This is a genomic window from Nocardioides kribbensis, assembly GCF_015070375.1.
GTDB lineage: Bacteria > Actinomycetota > Actinomycetes > Propionibacteriales > Nocardioidaceae > Nocardioides > Nocardioides kribbensis.
In genome coordinates this window covers 1,070,348-1,094,463 of record NZ_JADCLL010000001.1, presented here as the reverse complement: position 1 = coordinate 1,094,463, position 24,116 = coordinate 1,070,348, and the positions used below count along the sequence as shown (strand labels likewise).

The following is a 24,116-nucleotide window of genomic DNA, read 5'->3' as shown; positions in this document are numbered from 1 at the left end:
TCAGGCCGCGGTCATGTCGTTGATCTCGCCCACGAGCACCTCGATGGCGTCCTCGAGGAAGAGCAGGCCGTGGGTGCGGCCGTCGGCGTCCACCGACTTGGCGACGTGCGAGCCGTGCTGGCGCATGCGCGACAGGGCGTCCTCGAGCTCCACCTCGCGGGGGATGGCCACGAGGCGGCGCAGGCGCTTGGCCGGCACCGGCACCTCGAAGTCGTCCAGCGGCAGCTCCATGACGTCCTTCATGTGCACGTAGCCCACGGGCTCGCCCGACTCGTCGGTGACGACGTAGCGGCTGAAGCCGTGCTGGACGACGGCGCGCTGCACGTCGAGCGGGGTCGCCGACGGCGGCAGGAGCACGAGGTCGGCCAACGGCACCTCGATGTCGGCGGCCAGCTTGTCGGTGAACTCGAAGGCACCGGTGAGTGGGCCGGGGGCGTCGTCGAGGGTGCCCTCGCGGCGCGACTGCTCGACGATGCCGGCGACCTCCTCGAGGGTGAAGGTGCTGGTGGCCTCGTCCTTCGGCTCCACCCGGAAGAGGCGCAGCACGCCGTTGGCGATGGCGTTGAGCGTCCAGATCAGCGGCCGCACCACGCGGGAGACGAAGACCAGCGCCGGGGCGAGGATCAGCGCGGCGCGGTCGGGCACGGAGAAGGCGAGGTTCTTGGGCACCATCTCGCCGAGCACGACGTGGAGGTAGGTCACCAGCAGCAGCGCGATGACGAAGGCCACGACGCTGATGACGTCGGCGGTGAGCGGCGTGAGGCCGAGGGGGTACTCCAGCAGGTGATGGATCGCCGGCTCGGAGACGTTGAGGATGAGCAGCGAGCACACGGTGATGCCCAGCTGGCTGGTGGCCAGCATGAGGGTCGCGTGCTCCATCGCCCACAGGGTGGTCTTGGCGGCACGGCTGCCGGCCGCGGCGCGCGGCTCGATCTGCGAGCGGCGCGCGGAGATCACGGCGAACTCCGCGCCCACGAAGAACGCGTTGCCCGCCAGCAGGACGACCAGCCAGACGAGGCCGGGGAGGTACTCGCTCATGCGTGCTCCTGGGCGATCGGGTCGGCGGGGACCGGGTCGGCGGGCACCGGGTCGTCGGGCACGTAGCGCACCCGGGTCACCCTGTTCTCCTCCGCGCGCTCGACGCGCAGCAGGCCGCCGTCGACGACGACCTCGTCGCCGGCTTCGGGGATGCGGCCCAGCTCGGCGGACAGGAAGCCCGCGACGGTGTCCCAGTCCTCGCCCTCGGGCACGGCCACGCCGGCGCGGCTGAGCAGCTCGTCGGGACGCCAGGTGGCGTCGAAGGTGATCGAGCGGCCGCGCCGCGTCAGGGCGGAGTGGTAGCGGTCGTGCTCGTCCTCGAGCTCGCCGATGAGCTCCTCGACGAGGTCCTCCATGGTGACGATGCCGGCGGTGCCGCCGTACTCGTCGGTGACGACGGCGATCTGGAGCCCGCCGCCGCGCAGCTGGTCGAGCAGCGCGGTGGCGCCCAGGGTCTCGGGCACGCGCAGCGGCTCGATCATCAGGTCGGCGGCCGTGGTGGAGCCGCGGGCCTCGAGGTCGACGGCGAAGGCCGCCTTGACGTGCAGGAAGCCGACGATGTCGTCGGGGCCCTCCTCGATGACCGGCAGCCGGGAGTGACCGGTGGCCGCGGCCACCGCGATCACCTCCGCGGCGCTCGCGCCGGCCTCGACCGACGACATCCGGATGCGCGGGGTCATGACGTCGGAGGCGTCGCGCTCGGTGAAGCGCAGGCTGCGGTCGAGCAGCGTCGCGTCGTCCTCCTCGAGCAGGCCGGCCGAGGCGGAGTGACGGATCAGGTAGGTCAGCTCGTCGGCGCTGCGCGCACCGCTGAGCTCCTCCTGCGGCTCCACGCCCATGGAGCGGATCAGGCCGTTGGCGGTGTTGTTGAGCAGCATGACCACCGGCTTGAACACGGTGGTGAACGCCGCCTGGAAGGGTACGACGGCCTTCGCGGTGGCCAGGGGCACCGCGAGGGCGAAGTTCTTGGGCACGAGCTCGCCGATCACCATCGAGAACAGGGTGGCGAGCAGGATGCCGATGACCGCGCCGACGCCGACGACGGCGGCGTCGGGCACCCCGAGGCCGCCGAGGGGCTCCTCGAGCAGCGAGCTGACGGCCGGCTCGAAGGTGTAGCCGGTCAGCAGCGTCGTCAGCGTGATGCCCAGCTGCGCGCTCGACAGGTGGGTCGAGGTGATCCGCAGGGCCTTGATGGTGGTGCCCAGGCGCTGCTCACCGCCGGCCTGGCGCTTCTCGAGGTCGTGCCGGTCCAGGTTGACGAGGGCGAACTCCGAGGCGACGAAAAGCCCGGTCCCCACGGTCAGGACCAGGCCGATGCCCAGCATGAACCACTCGTTCACGCGCTCCACCTCCTGACATCCCCAGGGCTCGGGACATGGTCGTCAGGAGGGTTCGGACTTCGTGGTGTGTCATCCATGGTGGGCCCAGCCTAACGGGCCGCGGCGGCTCAGCCGATGAGGCCGCCCATCCAGTCCTCGACGTCGCCCGAGGAGCGCGGCAGCGCGGCGGAGAGGTTGCGCGAGCCGTCGGCGGTGATGAGGATGTCGTCCTCGATGCGGATGCCGATGCCGCGCAGCTCCTCGGGCACGAGGAGGTCGTCCTCCTGGAAGTACAGACCCGGCTCCACGGTCAGCACCATGCCCTCGGCCAGGTCGCCGCGGGGGTAGACGTCGACCGAGGAGCGGCCGCAGTCGTGGACGTCCATGCCGAGCATGTGGCTGGTGCCGTGGAGGGTCCAGCGCGAGTAGACCTTGCTCTGCGGGTCGAGCGCCTCCTCGGCGCTCACCGGCAGCAGGCCCATGTCCTCCAGGCCGTGGGCCAGCACGTCCATCGCGGCCTCGTGGGCCACCAGGAAGCGCGCTCCCGGGCGCAGCGCGTCGATGCCGGCCTGCTGGGCGGTGAAGACGAGGTCGTAGAGCTCGCGCTGCACGGTGGTGAAGCGGCCGTCGACGGGCAGGGTGCGGGTGACGTCGGCGGTGTAGAGGTTGCTCCCCTCCACGCCCATGTCGAGGAGCACCAGCTCGCCGGGGGTGATCGGCCCGGAGTTCTCGATCCAGTGCAGCGTCGTGGCGTGGCGGCCGCCGCCGACGATGGAGTCGTAGCCGATGTCGTTGCCCATGGCGCGGGCCCGGCGGAAGAAGGTGCCCTCGATCCAGCGCTCGCCGTACTCCTTGACCTGGGGCCACTCGCGCACCGAGTCCTCGAACCCGAGCGTGGTGATGTCGCACGCCTCCTGCAGCTGGGCGACCTCCCAGTCGTCCTTGACCAGCCGCAGCTCGGAGGCCACGCGGGCCAGGTCGTCCTCGAGGGCGGTCTCGGCGGCCAGCATCCGGTCGACGGCGGGGGAGACCCCGCGGTGCACCCGGGTCTTGGTGGTGCCCTGGGTCAGGTCGCCCTGGAGACGGTCGATGTGGCGCACCTCGAGGCCCAGCGACGACGACATCTCGTGCAGCGAGGGACGGCGACCGGCCCACAGCTCGCCGTACTGCCGGTCGCGGAAGAACTCGTCGGTGTCCCGCGAGGAGCGGGGGCGGGCGTAGAGCACGTGCTCGTCGTCGTGGACCACCAGGACCGCGTCGCTGGTCTGGTTGCCCGAGAAGTAGGTGTGGGCGGTGTCGGGCCGGAAGCGGTAGTCGGTGTCGTTGGAGCGCACCTTGAAGCCGCCGGCCGGGAGCACCAGCCGCTCGCCCGGGAAGGCCTCGGCCAGCCGGGTGCGGCGCTGGGCGGCCAGGGCGGCCACGGGGTGCAGCGGCAGGTCGAGCTCGCGGTCGCCCCAGCCGGTGCGCATGAAGGCGGCGTAGGCCTCGGGCACGGCCGGGTCGTGCGACTCCGTGGCGGGCGTCGCGGTCGCGGTCTGCTCGGGGCTGGTGGTCTCCTCGCTCATGGGCTCACCCTACGCGCCGAGGGAGGGCGGAGCGGCTGCCCGATAGGCTGCGGGCCATGCCCGGAGCCCGTCGCGACAGTGTCGCCTTCACGGTGCTCGTCACCGTGCTGGTGGTGCTCGGCGCGCTCCCCGTGCTGCTGGTGATCGCCCTGTCGGGAGCGCCCTCGTCGCTCGTGCTGGCCACCGCGCTGGCGGCCCTGCCCGTGGTGCCCCTGGTGGCCTGCTACCTCTGGCTCGACCGCTACGAGCCCGAGCCGCGGGCCCTGCTGCTCCTGGGCCTGCTGTGGGGCGGCTTCGTGGCCACCGCGGCGGCGCTGCTGGTGCAGGGCGTCGGCGGGCTGGTCGTCGGGTTCACCGACGTCGCCAGCCTGGCGGTGGTGGCTCCGCTGACCGAGGAGGCGACCAAGGGCGCCTTCCTCGTGCTGCTGCTGTGGTGGCGCCGCGCGGAGCTCGACGGCGTCCTCGACGGGATCGTCTACGCCGGCATGGTCGGCGTCGGCTTCGCCTTCGTCGAGAACATCCTCTACCTCGCGGCGGCCTACGACGGCACCGACGGCACCGGCCCCGGCGGCACCGAGGCGCTGACCACGACCTTCGTCCTGCGCTGCCTCTTCGGCCCCTTCGCCCACCCGCTCTTCACCGCCTTCACCGGCATCGGGGTCGGGCTCGCGGTCGGCTCGCGCCACGGCGCCGTGCGTGTGGTCGCCCCGGTGGTCGGCTTCTCGCTGGCGGTCGTGGCGCACGGCGTGTGGAACGGCTCGACGCTCTACGGCTTCGGCGGGTTCGTCGTGGTCTACGTCGTGCTCATGCTCCCGGCGCTCGTCGGCCTGCTGGTCCTCGCCGTGTGGGCGCGCAGCCGGGAGTCGCGCATGCTCGCCGCCGCCCTCGGCGACGCCGCGAGCCGCGGGCTGGTGCCGGCCACCGACATCGGGTGGGTCGTCGACCTGCGGGCCCGGCGCGAGGCCCGCGCCTTCGCCCGCCGGCGCGGGGGAGCGCAGGCCGAGCGGGCCATGCGCGACTACCAGCAGGCGGCGATCGAGCTCGGTTTCCTCCATCACCGCTTCCTGCGCGGCACCCCACCGCCAGACTTCGCAGCACGAGGACAGCACTACGTCGCCCGCATCGGCGCCGTCAGGCCGTTCATCGCCTTTCCAGGACAGGTGGTTCCGACCCGATGACAGCCCCGACCGACCCCGGCGCGACGCCCGGCGGCCCCCGCCGCGGCGGATCCGACGACGCCCAGATGCTCACCGCGCTCGTGCGCCTGCGGGGTGCCCTCCAGGCCGCCGAGCTGCCCCTGGAGGTGCCCGGCGTGGAGGCGCAGCGGGCGGCGCGACGCGAGATGGTCGACCAGCTGGAGGACTACGTCATCCCGCGGGTGATGACGATCGACGCGCCGATGCTGACCGTCGTCGGCGGCTCGACCGGCGCCGGCAAGTCGACGCTGGTCAACTCGCTGGTCGGCACCCGCGTCACCCAGCCGGGGCTGCTGCGCCCGACCACCCGCTCGCCGGTGCTGGTGCACCACCCCGACGACGCCGAGTGGTTCGGCCAGGACCGCCTCCTGCCCGACCTCGCCCGGGTCGCCCACAGCACCGACGACCCCGACGCGCTGCAGCTGGTGCCCTCCGAGCTCATCCCCTCGGGCCTGGCGATCCTCGACGCGCCCGACGTCGACTCGGTCGAGGAGCGCAACCGGACCCTGGCCGCCCAGCTGCTCGCCGCGGCCGACATGTGGCTCTTCGTGACCTCCGCGGCCCGCTACGCCGACCAGGTGCCGTGGGACTCGCTGCGCGGCGCGGCCGACCGCGCCACCGCGGTGGCGATCGTGCTCGACCGCACCCCGCCCGAGGCGGTGCAGACGGTCGCGGCCCACCTGGCCCGGATGCTGGCCTCGCGGGGTCTGAAGGACTCGCCGATGTTCATCGTGCACGAGGGCCCGGTCGACGAGGCCGGCCTGCTCCCGCCGGCGCACGTGGCCGACATCCGCGGTTGGCTCGACTCGCTGGCCCACGACTCCGAGGCCCGGGCCGCGGTGGTCAAGCAGACCCTCGACGGGGCGATCCGGGCGCTCACGCACCGCGTGCACCCGGTGGCCGACGCCGCCGCCGAGCAGCTCGCCGCCGCCCGCACCCTGCGCGAGGACGTCGACCGCGCCTACGACGCCGCGGTGCTCGCGGCCACCACCGCCACCGCCGACGGCACGCTGCTGCGCGGCGAGATCCTCGCGCGCTGGCAGGAGTTCGTCGGCACCGGGGAGCTGCTGCGCTCGCTGGAGAACCGCGTCGGGTGGATCCGCGACCGCGTCGTCAACGCCGTCAAGGGCAAGCCCCAGCAGGCCGAGCGGGTCACGGTGGCGGTGGAGTCGGGCCTGGAGATGCTCGTGCTCGAGCACGCCGAGGCCGCCGCCGAGCGCGCCGAGACCGCCTGGAAGCAGCTCAACGCCGGTCAGGGCCTGCTCGACCGGCCCGACGTCGACCTGGGCCGCGCCTCGCGCGACCTGCGGCGTCGCGCGGAGGTGTCGGTGCGCGAGTGGCAGGACGAGGTGCTCGCGATGGTGCGGGCCGAGGGCGCCGACAAGCGCTCGACGGCACGCTTCCTGGCCTTCGGCGTCAACGGGCTGTCGGTGGCCCTCATGGTCGTGGTCTTCTCCAGCACCGGCGGCGTGACGGGGGCCGAGGCCGGCATCGCCTCGGGCTCGGCGGTGCTCGGGCAGAAGCTGCTCGAGGCCGTCTTCGGGGAGCAGGCCGTGCGTGGCCTCGCCGAGCGGGCGCGCCGCCGTCTCGAGGAGCGCGTGCGCACGCTGCTCGAGGGCGAGCGGGCGCGCTGGGTCGCGGTGCTCGAAGGGCTCGAGCTCGTGCCGGGCGCCGGCGAGGGCCTGCGGGTCGCCGCCCGCCGGGTCGACGACGTGCGCTACTCCGCGGCGCAGCCCCGGTCCTGACCTACTCCGCACGCGGGCGGGTGCGACCCCCTAGGGTGGTGGCGGAGTTCGACGAGACCGTGCGGGTGAGTGGGAGAAGATGACGTCCTTGCTGGAGGGGGCCAAGAAGCTGGCCACCCGGGGCACCGACATCGGGGCTCGGATCGAGGGTCTCGCCGAGGCGGCCGAGGCCGCGCGCGGCAGGCTCGACGACGCCCTGGTGCGGGAGACCGAGAAGGTCGTCGAGCGCGCCGCGGGCCGGCTGCGCCTCTCGGCCACCCACACCGTGGTCGGCATCGCCGGGGCCACCGGGTCGGGCAAGTCCTCCACCTTCAACGCCCTGACCGGGCTGGAGCTCTCCGCCGTCGGGGTCCGCCGGCCCACCACCTCCTGGGCCACCGCCTGCGTGTGGGGCAGCGACGGGGCCGAGGAGCTGCTGTCGTGGCTCGGCATCCCGCCGCGCCACCAGACGACGCGTGACTCCATGCTCGACACGCGGCGCGAGTCCAACGCCCTCGACGGCGTGGTGCTGCTCGACCTGCCCGACCACGACTCCACCGAGGTCGCGCACCACCTCGAGGTCGACCGCCTGGTCAAGCTGGCCGACATGCTGGTGTGGGTCCTCGACCCGCAGAAGTACGCCGACGCCGCCATCCACGACCGCTACCTCGCTCCGCTCGCCACCCACGAGGGCGTCATGGTCGTCGTGCTCAACCACATCGACAGCGTGCCGGTCGAGCGCCGCCAGTCGATGCTCGACGACGTGCGGCGCCTCCTCGACGCCGACGGCCTGCCCGGCGTGCCCGTGATCGGCATCAGCGCCCGCGAGGGCCTGGGGGTCGACGAGCTGAAGGCCGAGATCGGTCGGCGGGTCTCCGAGAAGGCCGCCACCCGCACCCGGCTCGAGGCCGACGTGCGCGCCGCGGCGGCCCGGCTGGAGGCCGCCGGCGGGAGCGGTCGCACGCGCGCCCTGCCCGCGGCGCGCGTGGAGTCGATGGAGTCGGCCCTCGCCGAGGCCGCCGGTGTCACCACCGTCGTCGACGCCGTCGAGCGCTCGACCCGCCTGCGCGCCGCGGCCGCGGCGGGCTGGCCGGTCGTCTCCTGGACCCACCGCTTCCGCAAGGACCCCCTCGCCCGGCTCGGGCTCGAGCTGGGTGCCGACGCCGCGGCGCTGCGCGGCAGCCGCCGGGCGGTGCCGGAGGCCAACGCCGTGCAGCGGGCCCGGGTCGACAACGAGGTGCGCGCCCTGGTCGACGACGTAGCGACCGGGCTCCCGCAGCCCTGGACGGAGTCGATCCGCCGCGCCTCGGTGGCCCGGCTGCCGGAGATCGGCGACCGTCTCGACGCCGCGGTCGGCTCCGTCGACCTCGACGCCGCCCGGATGCCCGCATGGGCCGGGGCGGTGCGGGCCCTCCAGTGGCTCCTGCTCCTCGCCGCGGGGGTCGGACTCGTGTGGAGCGTGGCCGCCGGGCTGTCGGGCTCGCTGCCCGACACCGTGGCCGTCGCCGGCATCGCCCTGCCCCTCGTGCTCCTCATCGGTGGCGTGGCCCTGGGCGTGCTGCTCGCCCTGGGCTGCCGCGGTCTGGTCGCCGGCACGGCCCGCAGTCGCGCGGAGGCCGCCGACCGGCGGCTGCGCGAGGCGGTCTCGGGGGTCTCCACCGAGCTGGTGGTGCGCCCGGTCGAGGCCGAGCTCGCGGCCTACACCCGGCTGCGCCACGGGCTCGACGCGGCCCAGCGCTGACCACGAGTCGTCCACACGGGCGCGTGACGGTCCGTCCGTCCCCAGGCCCGGCCCGAGGCGCTGCGGCGGTCGGCGCCGCGGCGTTCGCTTGTCCCCACGGGCCGCCCCGAGGCGGCGGCCACCGAGGGACGAGGAGACTGCCGTGCTGAACGAGACCATGCTGACCCTGCAGGGCTGGGTCGGGGGCGAGGTGACCCTGCGCCACGCCGGTGAGGCGCCGGTGGCCGGCTTCCGGCTCGCCGTGACCCCGCGACGCTTCAACCGCCGGTCGGGGGAGTGGGGCGACGGGCCGACGGTGTGGTACTCGGTCAACGCCTGGCGCGGCCTGGCCGACAACGTCGCGACCTCGGTGCGCCGCGGCGACCCGGTCGTGGTGCACGGGCGTCTCACCACGTCGTCGTGGGTCAACTCCGCGGGCGTCGAGGTCACCTCGATGGAGGTCGACGCCGTGCTCGTCGGCCACGACCTGACCCGTGGCACGAGCAGCTTCGCCCGCACGCCCCGCCCGGCCTCGGGCGCCGCCGGGGCCGAGGAGGCCGCGGCCGGCGACGGCGTCGCGGCCTGAGCCGCCGGCGGGGCCCGGGGTGCCCGGACGCCCGGGCGACCCCGTAGGCTCGGGGACCATGGCGGAATATGTCTTCACCCTGCGCAACGTGCGCAAGGCCCACGGCGACAAGGTCGTCCTCGAGAACGTCACCCTCTCCTTCCTCCACGGCGCCAAGATCGGCGTCGTGGGGCCCAACGGCACGGGCAAGTCGTCGCTGCTCAAGATCATGGCCGGTCTCGACCAGCCCAACAACGGCGACGCGATCCTCGACCCGCAGGCCACGGTCGGCATGCTCCAGCAGGAGCCGCCGCTGAGCGAGGGCAAGACGGTGCTGGAGAACGTCGAGGAGGCGGTGGCCGAGACCAAGGCCAAGATGGCCCGGCTCGACGAGCTCTACATGATGATGGGCGACCCCGACGCCGACCAGGACAAGGTCGCGACCGAGGCGGGCGACCTGCAGACCGAGCTCGACGCGGCCAACGTGTGGGACCTCGACAGCCGGCTCGAGCAGGCCATGGACGCCCTGCGGTGCCCGCCGCCGGACGCGATCGTCGACAACCTCTCCGGTGGCGAGCGCCGCCGGGTGGCGCTGTGCAAGCTGCTGCTCCAGCAGCCCTCGCTGCTGCTGCTCGACGAGCCCACCAACCACCTCGACGCCGAGTCGGTGCAGTGGCTGGAGGGGCACCTCAAGGACTACCCCGGTGCCGTCCTGGCCATCACCCACGACCGGTACTTCCTCGACAACGTCGCCGAGTGGATCCTCGAGCTCGACCGCGGCCAGGCCCACGGCTACGAGGGCAACTACTCCAAGTACCTCGAGACCAAGAAGGAACGTCTCAAGATCGAGGGACAGAAGGACGCCAAGCGCGCCAAGATGCTGGAGAAGGAGCTGGAGTGGGTCCGCTCCAACGCCAAGGCCCGCCAGACCAAGAGCCGCTCCCGTCTCGCGCGCTACGAGGAGATGGCGGCCGAGGCCGACCGGATGCGCAAGATCGACACCTCCGAGATCAACATCCCCGCCGGCCCGCGGCTGGGTGACATCGTCCTGGAGGCCGACCACCTCACCAAGGGCTTCGAGGGGCGCACCCTCATGCACGACCTCTCCTTCTCGCTGCCGCGCGCGGGCATCGTCGGCGTCATCGGCCCCAACGGCGTGGGCAAGACGACGCTGTTCCGCATGATCACCGGCGGCGAGGAGCCCGACGAGGGCGCCCTCAAGGTCGGCACGACGGTCAAGCTGTCCTACGTCGACCAGAGCCGCGGCGGCATCGACCCGAACAAGAACGTCTGGGAGGTCGTCTCCGACGGCCTCGACTTCGTCAAGGTCGCCAACTTCGAGATGAACTCGCGCGCCTACGTCGCGTCGTTCGGCTTCAAGGGCCCCGACCAGCAGAAGAAGGCCGGCGTGCTCTCCGGTGGGGAGCGCAACCGGCTCAACCTCGCGCTGACGCTGAAGATGGGCGGCAACCTGCTGCTGCTCGACGAGCCCACCAACGACCTCGACGTGGAGACGCTGTCCTCGCTCGAGGACGCCCTGCTCGACTTCCCCGGCTGCGCCGTGGTCACCTCGCACGACCGGTGGTTCCTCGACCGCATCGCCACCCACATCCTCGCCTGGGAGGGCGACGACGAGGACAGCGCGAAGTGGTTCTGGTTCGAGGGCAACTTCGCGGCCTACGAGGAGAACAAGATCGAGCGTCTCGGCGCCGAGGCGGCCCGGCCCCACCGGGTCACCCACCGCCGCCTCACGCGCGACTGACGAGCGACCCACCGGGTCGCCGGGCTCAGCGGATGTCCATCTCCGGGTGCCCGGCGACCAGGTGGTCGGCGACGACGTTCATGACCCGCCCGACGGCGGCGAGGTCGTCGGCGTCGGCGAGGTCGACCAGGTGCTCGCGCACGCCCGCGACGTGCATCGGGGCCGCCTGGCGCAGGACGTCGAGGCCCCGCTCGGTGAGCGAGGCGAGGATGCCGCGGCCGTCCTCGGGCGAGGACACCCGCTCGACGAGCCCGGCGCGCTCCATCCGGGCGACGGTGTGGGTGACCCGGCTGCGGCTGTGGGCCATCGCGTCGGCGAGCTGGGCCATGCGCAGGCGTCCGTCGCGCTCGGAGAGCCGCACCAGGATCTCGTACTCGGTCAGCGACAGGTCGAAGCCGCGTCGCAGGTCGTCGTCGAGCCGCGCCATGAGCAGCGTGTGGCCGACGAGGAGGGCGCGCCACGAGCGCTGCTGCGACTGGTCGAGCCAGCGCGGCTCGGCCGTCACGGGATCGCTGTCGGGCGCGGTGCGGTGCTCGGTCGTCATTCGACGGAGTCTAGGAGAGCCGCACCGCGGCCGCGGCACCCGAGACCGACTCGTGACGCACGAGCCGGCCGGGTGCCGCGGACCGGGGCGGGTCAGACGCGCTCGAGGATGAGGGCCATGCCCTGGCCGCCGCCGACGCACATCGTGATGAGGCCGGTGGTCTTGTCGTGCCAGTCGAGGCTGTTGATCATCGTGTTCTGCAGCCGGGCCCCGGTCATGCCGAAGGGGTGGCCGACGGCGATGGCGCCGCCGTTGACGTTGAGGCGGTCGATGTCGATGCCCAGGTCCTGGTAGGACGGCACGACCTGGGCGGCGAAGGCCTCGTTGATCTCGACCAGGTCGATGTCGCCGATGCTCATGCCGGCGTACTTCAGGGCGTTGCGGGTGGCCTCGACGGGGCCGAGGCCCATGATCTCGGGCGACAGGCCGCTCACGCCGGTGGAGACGATGCGCGCGAGCGGGGTGAGGCCGAGCTCGGCGGCCTTGGTGTCGGACATGATGACGACCGCGGCGGCGCCGTCGTTGAGCGCGCAGCAGTTGCCGGCGGTGACCACGCCGTCGGGGCGGAAGACCGGCTTGAGGTCCTTGATCGCGTCGTAGGTGACGCCGGCGCGGGGGCCGTCGTCGGTGCTGACCACGGTGCCGTCGGGGGTCGTGACGGGGGTGATCTCGCGGGCCCAGAAGCCGTTGTCGATCGCCTTCTCGGCGAGGTTCTGCGAGCGCACGCCGAACTCGTCGAGCTCCTGGCGCGACAGGCCGCGCAGGCGGGCGACGTTCTCGGCGGTCTGGCCCATCGCGATGTAGGCGTCGGGGAGCAGGCCGTCCTCGCGCGGGTCGTGCCAGTCCACGCCGCCCTCGGCGGTCTTCGCGGTGCGCGACTGCGCGTCGTCGAAGCGCGGGTTGACGGTGTGGGGGATGTGGTCGGAGGTGCCCTTGGCGAAGCGGGAGACGGTCTCCACGCCGGCGGAGACGAAGATGTCGCCCTCGCCGGCCTTGATGGCGTGGAAGGCCATCCGGGTGGTCTGCACCGAGGAGGCGCAGTAGCGGGTGACGGTGGCGCCGGGCACGGCGTCCATGCCGTTGAGCACGTTGACGACGCGGCCCATGTTGTTGCCCGACTCGCCGCCGGGCAGGCCGCAGCCGAGGTAGAGGTCGTCGACGGTGTTGGGGTCGAGCCCCTCGATCTTGTCCAGCGCGGTCTTGACGATCAGGGCGCTGAGGTCGTCAGGACGGAAGTCCTTGAGCGAGCCCTTGTTGGCGCGCCCGATGGGGCTGCGGGCGACGGAAACGATGACGGCCTCGGGCATGCGGGACTCCGGTCTGGTGTGGGTTACTGGCGGGTAATGCTGCCGGATCCACCCTAGACCCCTCGTCCAGCGCTCACGCGCAGGTGAGCGCGTCGGTGACCAGCGTGAGGGTGCGGGCCAGCCAGGCGCGGCGCTCGTCGTCGGGCCGCAGGAGGGCGGCGGCGAGGATCCCGTCGTAGGCCGCGACCAGCGCGTCGGCCCGCTCGGTGCTGTGGGGGCGCCCCGCCGCGGCCAGGATGGCGTCGACCACGTCGACGAGGCGGGCGCGCCAGGGCGCGAGCTGCTCGGCGATCGCGGGGTCGCGGGTGGCGGCGGTGGACAGCTCGAGGCTGACGACCACGAGGTCGCGCCGCTCGACCCAGCGCTGCATCAGGGCCATCGCCAGGTCGAGCGCCGGTCCGGGTGGTGCGCCCTCGGTGCGCGGGGGCAGCGCGGCCACCTGCGCCGCGAGGTCCTCGACATCGGCGGCCATGCTGCCGGCGACGTGCTCGGTGAGGGCGTCCCGCAGGGCCCTGCTGGTGCGCAGGTAGGCCGAGCAGCTGCCCTCGGCGATCCCGGCCTCCCGGTCCACCGCCCGGTGGGTCAGGCCGCGCAGGCCCTCGCGGGCGACCACGGCGGTCGCGGCCTCCGCCAGCTGCCGACGCCGCGGGGTCGGGTCGGGCATGGCGGCTCCTGCGGCGGGTGGTTGCTGCGGGTGGGTGTGGCGGGTGAGCGGCGACACTACCCGGCACCGTTGCGGGCCGCGGGGCTGCGGCGTACCTTCTACATCAGTAGAAGTTCTACACCTGTAGAAGGAGTTTCCATGGAACTGCTCAGCCCCGCCGCCGTCGCCGTCCTGTGGGCCGTGGTCGCCGTCGGCGTCCTCGGCGGCCTGCTCGCCGTGGGCGTGCTCGGCCAGACCGTCCTGCGCCACCGCCACGTGCGGGTCGCCCGCCACCTGGGCCTGCGCGAGTACTACGGCGGGCTCGTGCTCAGCCACTGAGCGCCGCGTCTGGCAGAGTCGCCCCGTGCGTCACCTCTACGAGTGCCAGCTGCGCTGGGCCGACCTGGACCTGCTGGGCCACGTCAACAACGTGGTCTACGTCGACTACCTCCAGGAGGCCCGAGTCGACATGCTCCGGACCCACCGCCCCGCGCGGGAGGACGGCGCCGACGCGACCGCGGGCCTCGTGGAGGGACTCGTGGTGGTGCGCCACCGGGTCACCTACGTCGAGCCGCTCACCTTCCGCTTCTCCCCCGTGCGCATCGAGTGCTGGGTCACCGAGGTCCGCGCGGCCACCTTCACGATGGCCTACGAGGTCTTCGACGAGACGCCCGAGGGGCGCCGCGTTTACGTGCGCGCCACGACCGTGCTGACGCCGTTCGTCTTCTCCGAGGAGCGACCCCGCCGTCTCACCGCCGCCGAGCGCGAGGTGCTGGCCGGCTTCCGGGAGGAGGGCGACGCCGGCGAGCGGCCGGCCCGCACCCCGGCGCGCGAGGAGGACCTGGGGCACTTCCCGCTCCAGGTGCGCTTCAGCGACGTCGACGTCTACGGCCACGTCAACAACGTGAAGTACTTCGAGTACCTCCAGGAGTCGCGCATCGCTGTGCTGGCCCGGTTGTGGGGCGCCGCGCCGGGGGAGGACTCGCGCGCCAGCCTGGTCGTCGCGCAGATCGACGTCGACTACCGCGTGCCGATCCTCTTCCGCCCCGAGCCCTACGACGTGTGGAGCTGGTTCTCCCACGTGGGACGCAGCTCGTCGGTGGTGGAGAGCGAGATCCGCGACGGCGACACCGTGCTGGCCCGGGCCCGCGTCGTGCTGGTCTTCTTCGACACCGCCACCGGTCGCTCGGTGCAGCCGAGCGAGGAGGTGCGAGCGCCGTTGCTCGCCGCCCTCGACGGCTCCTGGACCGCGCGCCCGACCGGCTGAGTCCGCCCGGGCCCTCAGCCGGCCGCCCGGAGGTCGGGCGCCGGGGCCGAGGGGGCGGGGAGGCCGATGCTCGCGTCGTGGCCGCGGAAGTTGCGCAGCCACCACGCCCAGTCCGCCGGCACCAGGCCGAAGGGGTCCTCGTGGCCCAGCTCCCGCGCGGCCCAGACCGGCCAGTGCGGGTTCGACAGGGCGGGCCGGCCCAGGAAGGCCAGGTCGATGGCCCCGCTGGCGATCGCGGCCGCGGCGTTCTGCGGCACGCCGAGGTTCCAGCTCGTGGCGACGGGGATGTCCACCTCGCGCTTGATGCGGGCGGCCCGCTCGAGCATGAAGCCCCTGTCACCGAGCGGGGGCTCGACCATGTCGTCGGTGTTGAAGCCGATGCTCACGTCGGCCAGGTCGAGCCCGTGCTCCTTCATCCAGCCGATCGCCTCGATGGAGTCCTCGAGCCGGATGCCGTCGGGGTGCAGGTCGTCGACCCCCAGACGCATGGTGAGCGGGTACTCCTCGGGCCAGACCTCGCGGACGGCGTCGAGGGCCTCGAGCAGGAAGCGCGCCCGGTTGCGCACGCTGCCGCCGTACTCGTCGGTGCGCTGGTTGGCCAGCGGGGAGAAGAAGCTCGCAGCCAGGTAGCCGTGGGCGAAGTGCATCTCCAGCCACTGGTAGCCGGCGTCGAGGGCGCGCCGCGCGGCGTCGGCGTAGCTGCGGTGCAGGTCGGCGATCTCGGCGACGGTGAGCGGGTGGACGGGGTAGGAGTGGTCGCCGCCGTAGGGGATCGCGTCGGGGGCCACACAGGTCCAGCCGTCGGGGTGGTCGGGCGGCAGCGCCTTCCACGAGCCCTGCTCGTTGACGCCTTTGTGGGGCGGCAGCTCGCTGCCCTTGCGTCCGGTGTGGCCCAGCTGGATCCCGGGCACCGCCCCCATCCGGCGGATCATCGCGGTGACCCGCGCGTGCCCCTCGACCTGCTCGTCGCTCCACAGGCCCGCGCACGACGTCGTGGTGCGGCCGTCGGGGGTGATGGCGACCTGCTCGGGGAAGACCAGCCCGAAGCCCCCGGCGGCCCGGGCGCCGAGGTACATCGTGTGGTAGTCGTCCATGCGGCCGTCGACGGAGTTGTACATCGTCATCGGTGACATCACGATGCGGTTGCGCAGCGTCACGCCCTTCAGTGCGTACGGCGAGAACAGGTCGGCCATGGGTGCCCCTCGGTCCGGCGGTCGGTGGACCTGCAGTCGACCACCCGTGCCGCCGCCCGGGTGTTTCGCCCGTGGCCGGCCCCCGTCACGTTTCCCTCACGGCCTCACGGCCTCACGGGCACAGCCCCCGGCCGGGGTCGCGCCCGGGGTGACGGGTGGGTCAGGGGCGCGGGCGGACGCCCGCGAGGTCGGACTGGTCGCGCAGCCGGCGCAGCCCGCGGTGGCGGGCCACCCGCACCGCGACGGCGCTGATGCCGAGGGCCTGGGCCGTGGTGGCGACGTCGAGACCGACGACCTCGGTGCAGGCCACGACGTCGCGCTCGCGCGGCGGCAGCCGCTGGAGCACCTGCCGCGCCCAGTCGATCGCCACGCGCGACTCCTCGGGACCCTCGTGGTGGCTCGTCTCGGGCGGGGCCTCGGTGGGGGTGGTGCCGCGGCGGGCGCTGCGCCGGTGGAGGTTCAACCCGACCCGGCGCGCGATGCCGAAGAGCCAGCCGGCGAACTCCTCGTCGTCACCGTCGAACTCCGCGATCCGGCGCGCGGCCACCAGCCAGGCCTCCGCCGCGACGTCGTCGGCGCTGACGGCGGCGTCGCCGGTGGGGCGGGTGCCGAGCCACACCACGAGCCGCCCGGCGTGGGCGCGGTAGAGCGCACGCCAGGCCTCGGCGTCGCCCGTGCGGGCACGCCGGACGAGGTCGTCGGTGGGGGTCGTCACCCGAGCGGTCCCGCGTCGCCGACGGAGGCCCGCAGGGAGCCTCGGACGGAGGCACTGACCGAGGCGCTGGCCGAGGCGCCGATCGACGGCTTCCCGGTCGTCTTCCCACCCGGCGTGCGGCTCCCGGCCCCGGGAGTGATGTCGGAGGGCGTGGGGAGGTCGCTGGGCGTCGGCACCGACGAGCCGGGCACCGACGTGCCGGGGGACCCGCCCGATGACGTCGGCCCCGACGACTGCGGCGACCCGGCGCCGTCGTCCTGAGACTGAGACGGCGGCGCCGGGCTGCTCCCGCTCCCAGGTCCGGCCGGACCGCCTGGGCGCGTCGCCCCGCCGGTGGTCGGCGACGGGGACGGCGTGGTGCCGGGCGTGCCCGGGGCGCTCGGCGACGGGGACGGGCCGGGGTCCGGGTCGCCGAGGGGTGAGCCACCCGGGAGCGCTCCGGCGAGCCAGGCGGTCGCGGTGAGCACCGCGGCCGCCAGGGCGGTCACGACCGCGACCCGCCAGCCGCTGCGCGGCAGGTCGCTCGTGCCCGTCGCCCCGCTCTCCCGGGCGAGGAGGGCCAGCTGCTCCACGAACCAGTCCTCGGGCTCGAGGTCGGGCGCCGGGACCCGCAGGTCGCGTCGGTCCATCTCGCCTCCTCGGCTCGGGCTGGGTGGTGCGCCGGCACCCTCTACCTGTCACGGCGACGGGGCGGCGTTACACGGTGCGGTCCCCGAACCTAGATCGGTGGTGCGCTCCCGCGTGGGACGTCACTCCAAGGTGTTGACCATGAACTGGGCGGCGTGGGTGACGTACTCCCAGAACTGCGCGTCCTGCTCCGGGGTGAGGTCGACCGCGTCGAGCCCGGCGCGGAAGTGGGTCAGCCAGTGGTCGCGGGCCTCGGGGGTCACGGCGAAGGGCGCGTGGCGCATGCGCAGGCGCGGGTGACCTCGGGTGTCGGAGTAGGTGGTCGGGCCGCCCCAGTACTGCACGAGGAAGAGCAGGAAGCGCTCCTCCGCCGGCCCGAGGTCCTCCTCGGGGTAGAGCGGGCGCAGCACCTCGTCCTCGGCGACGCCCTCGTAGAACGTCGCCACGATGCGCCGCATCGTCTCGAGGCCGCCGATCTCGTCGTAGAACGTCACGGGACCATCCTCGCGCCTCGGGCCGGCGGGCGGCTCACTCGGGGGCCTGCTGCCCCGCCGCGGCCGCCTTCTGCTCCTCGCGGTGCCACACCACGCGCTGGGGGAAGGGGATCTCGATGCCCTCGTGGTCGAAGCGCGCCTTGATCCGCTGGCGCATCTCGCGGGCGATGGCCCACTGCTCTCCCGGGGCGGTCTTGAGCGCGACCCGCACCGAGATCCCGTCGATCCCGAGGTCCTGGACACCCCAGACCGACGGCTCCTCGATCACGCGCCCCGTGAAGTCCTCGTCCTCCCACACGTCGTGGGCCACGTCCTCGAGCACGCGGCGGACCTTGACCAGGTCCTCCTGGTAGCCGACCTGGATGTCGAGCACCGTGCGCGCCCAGTTCTGGCTCATGTTGCCCACGCGCAGGATCTCGCCGTTGCGGACGTACCAGACGGTGCCGTTGATGTCGCGCAGTCGCGTGACCCGCAGGCTGACCGCCTCGACCACGCCCACGGCCTCGCCGAGGTCGACCTCGTCGCCCACGCCGTACTGGTCCTCGAAGATCATGAAGATGCCGGACAGGAAGTCCTTGACCAGCGACTGGGCGCCGAAGCCGATGGCGACGCCGAGGATCCCGGCGCTGGCGATGATGGGGGCGATGTTGACGCCGATCTCGCTCAGCATCATCGTGCCGACGACGGCGAGCACCAGCCCGGTGATGATCGACTTGAGCAGGCTGCCCATCGTCTTGGCCCGCTGCACCCGGCGCGTGCTCGCGGCCACGTCGGTGCGGGTGGGCGCGCCACCCGCCTTGCCGCCCCGGCCGTGGATGCGCGAGAGGCGCCCGACCCGGTCGGGCAGCACGCCGTCGGCGGCGCGCAGCACGATCCGGTCGACCGCGCGGTGGGCCAGCCAGCGGATCACCAGGCCGAGGACGAAGAGGCCGACCAGGGCCGAGGGAGCCCCGATGAGGATGTTGGCCAAGTAGGCGAGCGTGTCGTTGTCGGTCCAGTCGAGGACCGCGTCGCAGACCTGTTGTCCAGTGGCGCAGGGAGGATCGGGAGCGAAGTCGAACATGGCGCCCAGTAAACACACGTCACCGGGAGTCCTCGACCCGGCGGAGGGGGCTCGTCACCACCCCACCCACCCGTACGCCGTGCCTGCGGCCCGCGCCGCCGGCGGATGTGACCCAGTCGACCCGGTCCGCGTCCGGGTCGGCGTCGGCGAGCCGATATCCTCGTGGTGTGACGCATCACCTCGCCGCCCTGCTCCGTCGGTCCGCCGTGGTCGGCACGACCGCCCTCGTCGGTGTGCTCGGGGGCGTGGCCCTGGCCGGCCCGGCCTCCGCCGACGTGCCGGTCGGCTGGTCCGACCCCGACGCGGTCGACCCGCTGCACGCGATCCTCGTGCTCGGCGGCATCCCGCTCCTCATGCTGATCGCCCTCGTGGCGATGATCTACGTGCCGCCGCTGGTGCGGGGCGAGCGGATCGCCCCGGGGGCCCCGCCGGTGCAGAACCAGTGGATCGGCGGTCCCCGCAAGACCACCGCCGAGCTGGCCGCCCCCGACACCGACGAGTCGCAGGCCGGTGGCGCACGTGCCCGCTGGTGACCCGTTCTCCCACGCCGAGCGCGCGGCGCTCGACGAGGCCGTGCGTCGTGCCGAGGAGCTGAGCAGGGTCGAGTTCTCGGTCTTCGTCGGCAACGTCGAGGGCGAGTCGCGGGCCTTCGCCACGCGGCTGCACAACTCCCTGGTCGCCCCCTCGCGCAGCGTGCTGATCATGGTCGACCCGACGCTGCGCGTGCTGGAGATCGTCACCGGCGGCTACGTGCGCCGCACGCTGTCGGACAAGCAGGTCGAGCTGGTGGCCCTGCACATGCAGGCCGACTTCGCCACCGGCGACCTCGTGGGCGGTCTGCGCGCCGGCATCCGGATGCTCGCCGACTACGCCCGCCCGCAGAACACGCTGCACGCCGGCGCCTGAGCGCCGCTCCAGCACGGCTCGAGCACGGCTCGAGCAGCACCTGAGCACGCAGAAGGCCCCCACCGCGACGCGGTGGGGGCCTTCTGCACGCTGGCCGGGGGTCAGCCCCGGGCGTCGCGCTCCTGGGCGGCGAGGGCGCGGGCGACGTCGGCGCGGCCCTCGGCGACGTAGCGCTTGGCGGCCGGGGGAGCCGGGGTGCGCGCGAGCCAGGCGTCGGCCCGGTCGAGCAGCTCCTGGCTGGCCAGCTGGCGGGGGAACATCGCCTCGAGCGCGGTCGACGCGCGCTTGTTGCCCAGGCGGTCCCACACGTCGTCGGCGGCGGCGAGGTAGCGCTCGACGTAGGGCGCGAGCACGTCGTCCTGGCCCGAGCGCTGGAACGACATGGCCACCGAGCGCTGCGTCTCGTTGGGGGTCTCGGTGGAGACCATCGCGACCTCCCAGGCCTCGGCCTTGGCCTCCGCGGTGGGCCGGGCGGCCCGGGCGGCGGCGGCGTGCTCCTGGCCGGAGATCGTGCGGTCCCGCTCGAGCTCGGCCTCGATGCGCTCCCCGGCGTTGCCGGAGGCGGCCAGCGAGGTGACCAGCGACCAGCGCAGGTCCTGGTCGACGGCGAGACCGTCGATCTCCAGGCCGCCGTCGAGCAGGGCCTCGACGTCACCGACGGCCTGCTCGGAGCGGGCCGCGGCGGCGTAGGAGCGGGCGAAGGTGAGCTGGGCGTCGCTGCCGGGCTCGGCGGCCAGCACCAGCTCGCGCAGGCCCGACTCCCAGCGCGAGCGCAGCTCGTCGCGGTGCTCGGGGGCGGAGAAGGTCGACACGGCCTGGGCGGCGTAGGTCGGGATCCGGCTGACGCCCCAGGCGTCGGTCTCGGCGCCGATGTTGGCCAGGACCAGGGTCACGAAGTCGCGCGCGGCCATCTCGGCGTCGCGCGTCATGTCCCAGGTCGCGCCCCACACCAGCGCACGGGCCAGGGAGTCGTCGAGCTTGGAGAGCCCGTCGACCACGGTGGCCAGGGAGCGCTCGTCGAGGCGGATCTTGGCGTAGGTGAGGTCGCCGTCGTTGAGCAGCAGCAGGTCGGGCTGGGTCTCGCCGACGAGCTCGGGGATCTCGGTGAGCTCGCCCTCGACGTCGACCTCGACGGTGCGGCGCAGCACCAGGCGACCGTCGCGGTCGTCGTAGAGGCCGATGCCGAGGCGGTGGCGGCGCAGGGTGGGCCAGTCGGGGTGGGCGCTCTGGCGCACGGCCAGGCGGGTGTAGGCGCCCTCGCCGTCGAGCGCGAACTCGGGGGTCAGCGTGTTGACGCCCGCGGTCTGCAGCCACTCCTTGGCCCAGCCCGCCAGCTCGCGACCCGAGGCCTTCTCGAGCGCGGCGAGCAGGTCCTTGAACTCGGAGTTGCCGTAGGCGTGGTCCTTGAAGTACTGCCGCAGACCGGCCATGAAGTCGTCGAGCCCGACCCAGGCCACCAGCTGCTTGAGCACCGAGGCGCCCTTGGCGTAGGTGATCATGTCGAAGTTGACCTCGACGGCCTGCAGGTCGACGTTGTCGGCCGCGATCGGGTGGGTCGAGGGCATCTGGTCCTGGCGGTAGCCGGTCTGCTTGCGCGCGTTGGCGAAGCCGGTCCAGGAGTCGGTGTACTCGGTGGCCTCGACCTCGGCGTGGTAGCAGGCCCACTCCGCGAAGGACTCGTTGAGCCAGAGGTCGTCCCACCACTTCATGGTCACGAGGTCGCCGAACCACATGTGGGCCATCTCGTGCAGGATCACCGAGCAGCGGAACTCGTAGAACGAGCGCGGCTGGCGGCTGCGGGGGAGGTACTCGTCGCGCAGCGTCACGCAGCCGGCGTTCTCCATCGCGCCCATGTTGTACTCCGGCACGTAGAGCTGGTCGTACTTGCCGAAGGGGTAGGGGAAGTCGAAGGCCTCCTCGAAGAACTCGAAGCCCTGCTTGGTCAGCTTCACCAGCTCCTCGCGGTCGAGGTGCTCGACCAGCGACTGGCGGCAGTAGTGGCCCAGCGGGATGTCGCCGTGCTTGCCCTGGTAGACGTCCTGGACCTCGTGGTACTCACCGGCCACGAGCGCGGTGATGTAGGTGGACATGCGCTTGGTGGGCTCGAACTCCCAGCGCGCCGTGCCGTCGCCGAGGGCGGTGGGGGCGGGCGTGGGGGAGTTGGAGACGACCTTCCACTGCTCGGGAGCGCGCACGACGAAGGTGAAGACCGACTTCAGGTCGGGTTGCTCGAAGGTCGTGAAGACCCGGCGGGCGTCGGGCACCTCGAACTGCGAGTAGAGGTAGACCCGGTCGTCGACGGGGTCGACGAAGCGGTGCAGGCCCTCGCCGGTGCGCGAGTAGGTGCAGTCGGCCACCACCACGAGGGTGTTGGTCGCCGCCAGCCCGCTGAGCGCGATGCGGCTGTCGGCGTAGGCCGTCGCGGGGTCGAGCGACTCGCCGTTGAGCGTGATGCTGTGCACCGTCGCGTCGACGAGGTCGGCGAAGGTCTCGGCACCGGGCTCGGAGCAGGTGAACTCGATCGTGGTGGTGGAGGCGAAGGTGGTCTCGCTCGTCGTGAGGTCCAGGTCGACGGAGTACGACGAGACGTCCAGGAGGGCGGCGCGGGTGGCGGCCTCGTCCCGGGTCAGGTTGGTTCCAGGCATGCGCCGCATCCTGCCACCGGCGCGCGGGGTGACGTGCATCGCACCGTGCCGCGGGGTGCTCCACCACGACGCGGGAGGGGCCTGAGAGGCCGCCGGGACGCATGGGACGAATGTGAAAATTTGTGACGCACCGGCGTGTCGGTGCTTGACGTGGTGTTACATAGCGCCCCGTGACTCGGCTGCTGCTCCACCTCCGACCCGTCCTCGTGGGGTTCGTCGCGCTCGCGGCGGCCCTGGTCGTGCTCCCCGCGGTCTCGGTGCCACCGGCCGCGGCGGCCTCGACGTACCTGTGCACCGGCTACGCCGCGTGCAAGGACGCCGGCTACTCCCACCACGGCTACCGCACCGAGGGCAAGAAGATGTGGTGGCAGATGTACTCCGGCCACAACTGCACCAACTACGTCGCCTACCGGATGGTGCAGGCCGGCATGTCGACCACACGGCCGTGGGTCGGCGGCGGCAACGCGGAGTACTGGGGCGAGCACCTCGCCGGGCGCACCGACCAGACCCCGATGGTCGGCGCCGTGGCGTGGTGGAAGGCCAACGTGCCCGGGGCCGGGTCGGCCGGCCACGTGGCCTACGTCGAGCGGGTCATCTCCGCCACCGAGATCGTGGTCTCCGAGGACAGCTGGGGCGGCGACTTCCACTGGCGTCGCATGACCAAGGGCACCGGGTGGCCCTCGGGCTTCATCCACCTGGCCGACAAGGCCGTGGAGACCACCACCCCCGTCGACACCGAGGGGGCTGCACGGGTGGGGGAGCGGCTCACCGCCCGGACCGGCACGTGGAAGCCCGCGGCGTCGGTGGCCGTGCAGTGGCTGCGCGACGGCAAGGCCATCGCCGGGGCCACCTCGCGCACCTTCACCCCCACCCCCGCGGTGCTGGGCCACCGGCTCAGCGTGCGCGTGACCGCGAAGAAGCGCGGCTACAAGACCGGTGTCGTGCGGTCGGGGTCGACGATGAAGGTGCGGCGCGGCATCCTCGCCAACCCCTCCGCGCCCGACCTGGCGGGCACGCCGCGGGTCGGGGAGACCCTGGCCGCGGTGCGCGGCTCCTTCTCCCCGCGCCCCGACGCCACGACCGTGCAGTGGTACGCCGACGGCAAGCCGCTCGCCGACGCCACCACCGGGCGCCTCGAGCTGCGCCCCGGCCTGGTCGGTCGCACGGTCACCGCCAAGGTGCGGGCCGTGCGCGAGGGCTACCGCCCGCTGGTGGTGGCCGCCGACCCGACCACGGTGCAGCGCGGCCGGATCGGGACCGACGGGACCTTCGCGGTCACCGGCACCACGCGGGTCGGCGAGCGGCTGCGCGTGGAGCGCGGCGCCACCACCCCGCGCGACGCCGACGTCACCTACACCTGGGTGCGCGACGGCCGCCCGATCGACGGCGGCAAGGGCGCGTCGTACGCCGTGCGTGCGGCCGACGCCGGGGCCACCCTGGCGGTCCGTGCCCGGGTCACCCGCCCCGGCTACGAGCCGCGCACCCTGACCCTGCCGGCGCCCGCGCGCATCACCACCCGACCCGGGGTCGACGTCGACCCGGTCGGCGGCCCGCGCCGCGCGGTCGTCGCGGTGCGCGTGGCCGCCCCGGGCGTGCCCCGGCCCGGCGGGCGGGTGACGGTGAGGATCGGCACCCACGAGGAGTCGGCGCGGCTGGTCGCCGGGCGGGCCAGGCTGGTGCTGACGGGACTCGGCGCGGGGCGCAAGCGGGTCCGTGTCCTCTACTCCGGCACGCCCGTCGTCGAGGCGCGCCGCGTGGTCGACGCCGTGCGGGTCACGCGCTGAGCCCGCGCGCGGCCGCAGCGCGGCGGAATGTTTCGGGCG

Annotated in this window: 21 protein-coding genes; 10 read left to right on the top strand and 11 right to left on the bottom strand. The window is 73.4% G+C overall.

The window, feature by feature from the left end; all coding sequences use genetic code 11:
• The 3 genes from IR170_RS04975 to IR170_RS04965 form a co-directional block, all read right to left on the bottom strand.
• A complete protein-coding gene (locus tag IR170_RS04975) occupies positions 1-1,038 on the bottom strand; it encodes a hemolysin family protein (protein ID WP_056863719.1) in 1,038 nt (345 codons plus the stop codon).
• The gene (locus IR170_RS04970; protein ID WP_193661392.1) at positions 1,035-2,378 is read right to left on the bottom strand and encodes a hemolysin family protein; all 1,344 of its coding nucleotides are present in this window, start codon (positions 2,376-2,378) and stop codon (positions 1,035-1,037) included. Before IR170_RS04970 ends, IR170_RS04975 begins: the two co-directional genes overlap by 4 nt.
• Before the next feature lie 107 nt (positions 2,379-2,485).
• A complete protein-coding gene (locus tag IR170_RS04965) occupies positions 2,486-3,922 on the bottom strand; it encodes an aminopeptidase P family protein (RefSeq protein WP_193661391.1) in 1,437 nt (478 codons plus the stop codon).
• 56 nt (positions 3,923-3,978) lie between these two features.
• Between IR170_RS04965 and IR170_RS04960 the strand changes: the two genes are divergently transcribed.
• From IR170_RS04960 to ettA, 5 genes are all read left to right on the top strand, one after another.
• A complete protein-coding gene (locus IR170_RS04960; protein WP_193661390.1) occupies positions 3,979-5,100 on the top strand; it encodes a PrsW family intramembrane metalloprotease in 1,122 nt (373 codons plus the stop codon).
• Positions 5,097-6,863, top strand: a complete 1,767-nt coding sequence (locus IR170_RS04955; protein ID WP_227488412.1) for a dynamin family protein — start codon at positions 5,097-5,099, stop codon at positions 6,861-6,863. Before IR170_RS04960 ends, IR170_RS04955 begins: the two co-directional genes overlap by 4 nt.
• A 79-nt stretch (positions 6,864-6,942) precedes the next feature.
• On the top strand, positions 6,943-8,583 hold the full coding sequence (locus IR170_RS04950) for a GTPase (RefSeq protein WP_193661389.1): 1,641 nt from the start codon (positions 6,943-6,945) through the stop codon (positions 8,581-8,583).
• A 142-nt stretch (positions 8,584-8,725) separates the two neighbouring features.
• Positions 8,726-9,148, top strand: coding sequence for a single-stranded DNA-binding protein (locus tag IR170_RS04945; protein WP_251534165.1), 423 nt, complete (start codon positions 8,726-8,728; stop codon positions 9,146-9,148).
• Between the two features lie 58 nt (positions 9,149-9,206).
• A complete protein-coding gene (ettA, locus tag IR170_RS04940; RefSeq protein ID WP_056863723.1) occupies positions 9,207-10,889 on the top strand; it encodes an energy-dependent translational throttle protein EttA in 1,683 nt (560 codons plus the stop codon).
• 25 nt (positions 10,890-10,914) lie between these two features.
• Here ettA and IR170_RS04935 read toward each other — a convergent pair whose 3' ends face one another.
• The 3 genes from IR170_RS04935 to IR170_RS04925 form a co-directional block, all read right to left on the bottom strand.
• The gene (locus tag IR170_RS04935) at positions 10,915-11,433 is read right to left on the bottom strand and encodes a MarR family winged helix-turn-helix transcriptional regulator (protein ID WP_200919018.1); all 519 of its coding nucleotides are present in this window, start codon (positions 11,431-11,433) and stop codon (positions 10,915-10,917) included.
• 92 nt (positions 11,434-11,525) lie between these two features.
• A complete protein-coding gene (locus tag IR170_RS04930) occupies positions 11,526-12,740 on the bottom strand; it encodes an acetyl-CoA C-acetyltransferase (protein WP_056903595.1) in 1,215 nt (404 codons plus the stop codon).
• A gap of 73 nt (positions 12,741-12,813) precedes the next feature.
• Positions 12,814-13,404 (bottom strand): TetR/AcrR family transcriptional regulator, encoded by a 591-nt coding sequence (locus IR170_RS04925; RefSeq protein ID WP_193661388.1) that lies wholly within the window; start codon positions 13,402-13,404, stop codon positions 12,814-12,816.
• Between the two features lie 138 nt (positions 13,405-13,542).
• On the opposite strand from IR170_RS04925, the gene IR170_RS04920 reads away from it, so the two are divergent.
• Together IR170_RS04920 and IR170_RS04915 are read left to right on the top strand one after the other, a co-directional pair.
• A complete protein-coding gene (locus tag IR170_RS04920) occupies positions 13,543-13,722 on the top strand; it encodes a hypothetical protein (protein WP_193661387.1) in 180 nt (59 codons plus the stop codon).
• A gap of 25 nt (positions 13,723-13,747) precedes the next feature.
• On the top strand, positions 13,748-14,650 hold the full coding sequence (locus IR170_RS04915) for an acyl-CoA thioesterase (protein ID WP_193661386.1): 903 nt from the start codon (positions 13,748-13,750) through the stop codon (positions 14,648-14,650).
• Between the two features lie 14 nt (positions 14,651-14,664).
• Here IR170_RS04915 and IR170_RS04910 read toward each other — a convergent pair whose 3' ends face one another.
• From IR170_RS04910 to IR170_RS04895, 4 genes are all read right to left on the bottom strand, one after another.
• On the bottom strand, positions 14,665-15,843 hold the full coding sequence (locus IR170_RS04910) for an oxidoreductase (RefSeq protein WP_193661385.1): 1,179 nt from the start codon (positions 15,841-15,843) through the stop codon (positions 14,665-14,667).
• A gap of 160 nt (positions 15,844-16,003) precedes the next feature.
• Positions 16,004-16,558 carry an RNA polymerase sigma factor gene (locus tag IR170_RS20205; RefSeq protein WP_193661384.1) on the bottom strand — a complete coding sequence of 185 codons (555 nt, stop codon included), beginning with the start codon at positions 16,556-16,558 and terminating at the stop codon, positions 16,004-16,006.
• Positions 16,559-17,307: 749 nt separating this feature from the next.
• Positions 17,308-17,679 carry a globin gene (locus IR170_RS04900; RefSeq protein WP_156697838.1) on the bottom strand — a complete coding sequence of 124 codons (372 nt, stop codon included), beginning with the start codon at positions 17,677-17,679 and terminating at the stop codon, positions 17,308-17,310.
• A 34-nt stretch (positions 17,680-17,713) separates the two neighbouring features.
• Positions 17,714-18,742: a mechanosensitive ion channel family protein gene (locus tag IR170_RS04895; protein WP_193661383.1), complete on the bottom strand. Its 1,029-nt coding sequence runs from the start codon at positions 18,740-18,742 to the stop codon at positions 17,714-17,716.
• A 167-nt stretch (positions 18,743-18,909) separates the two neighbouring features.
• Here IR170_RS04895 and IR170_RS04890 point away from each other — a divergent pair, with 167 nt between their 5' ends.
• Together IR170_RS04890 and IR170_RS04885 are read left to right on the top strand one after the other, a co-directional pair.
• Positions 18,910-19,275, top strand: coding sequence for a hypothetical protein (locus IR170_RS04890; protein ID WP_056863732.1), 366 nt, complete (start codon positions 18,910-18,912; stop codon positions 19,273-19,275).
• Positions 19,262-19,648 carry a DUF5130 family protein gene (locus IR170_RS04885; protein WP_056864551.1) on the top strand — a complete coding sequence of 129 codons (387 nt, stop codon included), beginning with the start codon at positions 19,262-19,264 and terminating at the stop codon, positions 19,646-19,648. Before IR170_RS04890 ends, IR170_RS04885 begins: the two co-directional genes overlap by 14 nt.
• Before the next feature lie 101 nt (positions 19,649-19,749).
• Here the strand turns inward: IR170_RS04885 and pepN are convergent, their stop codons facing one another.
• The gene (gene pepN / locus IR170_RS04880; protein ID WP_193661382.1) at positions 19,750-22,293 is read right to left on the bottom strand and encodes an aminopeptidase N; all 2,544 of its coding nucleotides are present in this window, start codon (positions 22,291-22,293) and stop codon (positions 19,750-19,752) included.
• 170 nt (positions 22,294-22,463) lie between these two features.
• Between pepN and IR170_RS04875 the strand changes: the two genes are divergently transcribed.
• A complete protein-coding gene (locus IR170_RS04875) occupies positions 22,464-24,077 on the top strand; it encodes a CHAP domain-containing protein (protein WP_193661381.1) in 1,614 nt (537 codons plus the stop codon).
• The last annotated feature ends 39 nt before the right edge of the window (positions 24,078-24,116 follow it).

Bases quoted from the DNA above. Each gene is read 5' to 3' on its own strand.
- IR170_RS04960 (WP_193661390.1), top strand. From the start codon at position 3,979: ATGCCCGGAGCCCGTCGCGACAGTGTCGCCTTCACGGTGCTCGTCACC.
- IR170_RS04965 (WP_193661391.1), bottom strand. From the start codon at position 3,922: ATGAGCGAGGAGACCACCAGCCCCGAGCAGACCGCGACCGCGACGCCC.
- ettA (WP_056863723.1), top strand. From the start codon at position 9,207: ATGGCGGAATATGTCTTCACCCTGCGCAACGTGCGCAAGGCCCACGGC.
- IR170_RS04895 (WP_193661383.1), bottom strand. From the start codon at position 18,742: ATGTTCGACTTCGCTCCCGATCCTCCCTGCGCCACTGGACAACAGGTC.
- IR170_RS04975 (WP_056863719.1), bottom strand. From the start codon at position 1,038: ATGAGCGAGTACCTCCCCGGCCTCGTCTGGCTGGTCGTCCTGCTGGCG.
- IR170_RS04930 (WP_056903595.1), bottom strand. From the start codon at position 12,740: ATGCCCGAGGCCGTCATCGTTTCCGTCGCCCGCAGCCCCATCGGGCGC.
- IR170_RS04910 (WP_193661385.1), bottom strand. From the start codon at position 15,843: ATGGCCGACCTGTTCTCGCCGTACGCACTGAAGGGCGTGACGCTGCGC.
- IR170_RS04955 (WP_227488412.1), top strand. From the start codon at position 5,097: ATGACAGCCCCGACCGACCCCGGCGCGACGCCCGGCGGCCCCCGCCGC.
- IR170_RS04925 (WP_193661388.1), bottom strand. From the start codon at position 13,404: ATGCCCGACCCGACCCCGCGGCGTCGGCAGCTGGCGGAGGCCGCGACC.
- IR170_RS04920 (WP_193661387.1), top strand. From the start codon at position 13,543: ATGGAACTGCTCAGCCCCGCCGCCGTCGCCGTCCTGTGGGCCGTGGTC.
- IR170_RS04950 (WP_193661389.1), top strand. From the start codon at position 6,943: ATGACGTCCTTGCTGGAGGGGGCCAAGAAGCTGGCCACCCGGGGCACC.
- IR170_RS04935 (WP_200919018.1), bottom strand. From the start codon at position 11,433: ATGACGACCGAGCACCGCACCGCGCCCGACAGCGATCCCGTGACGGCC.
- pepN (WP_193661382.1), bottom strand. From the start codon at position 22,293: ATGCCTGGAACCAACCTGACCCGGGACGAGGCCGCCACCCGCGCCGCC.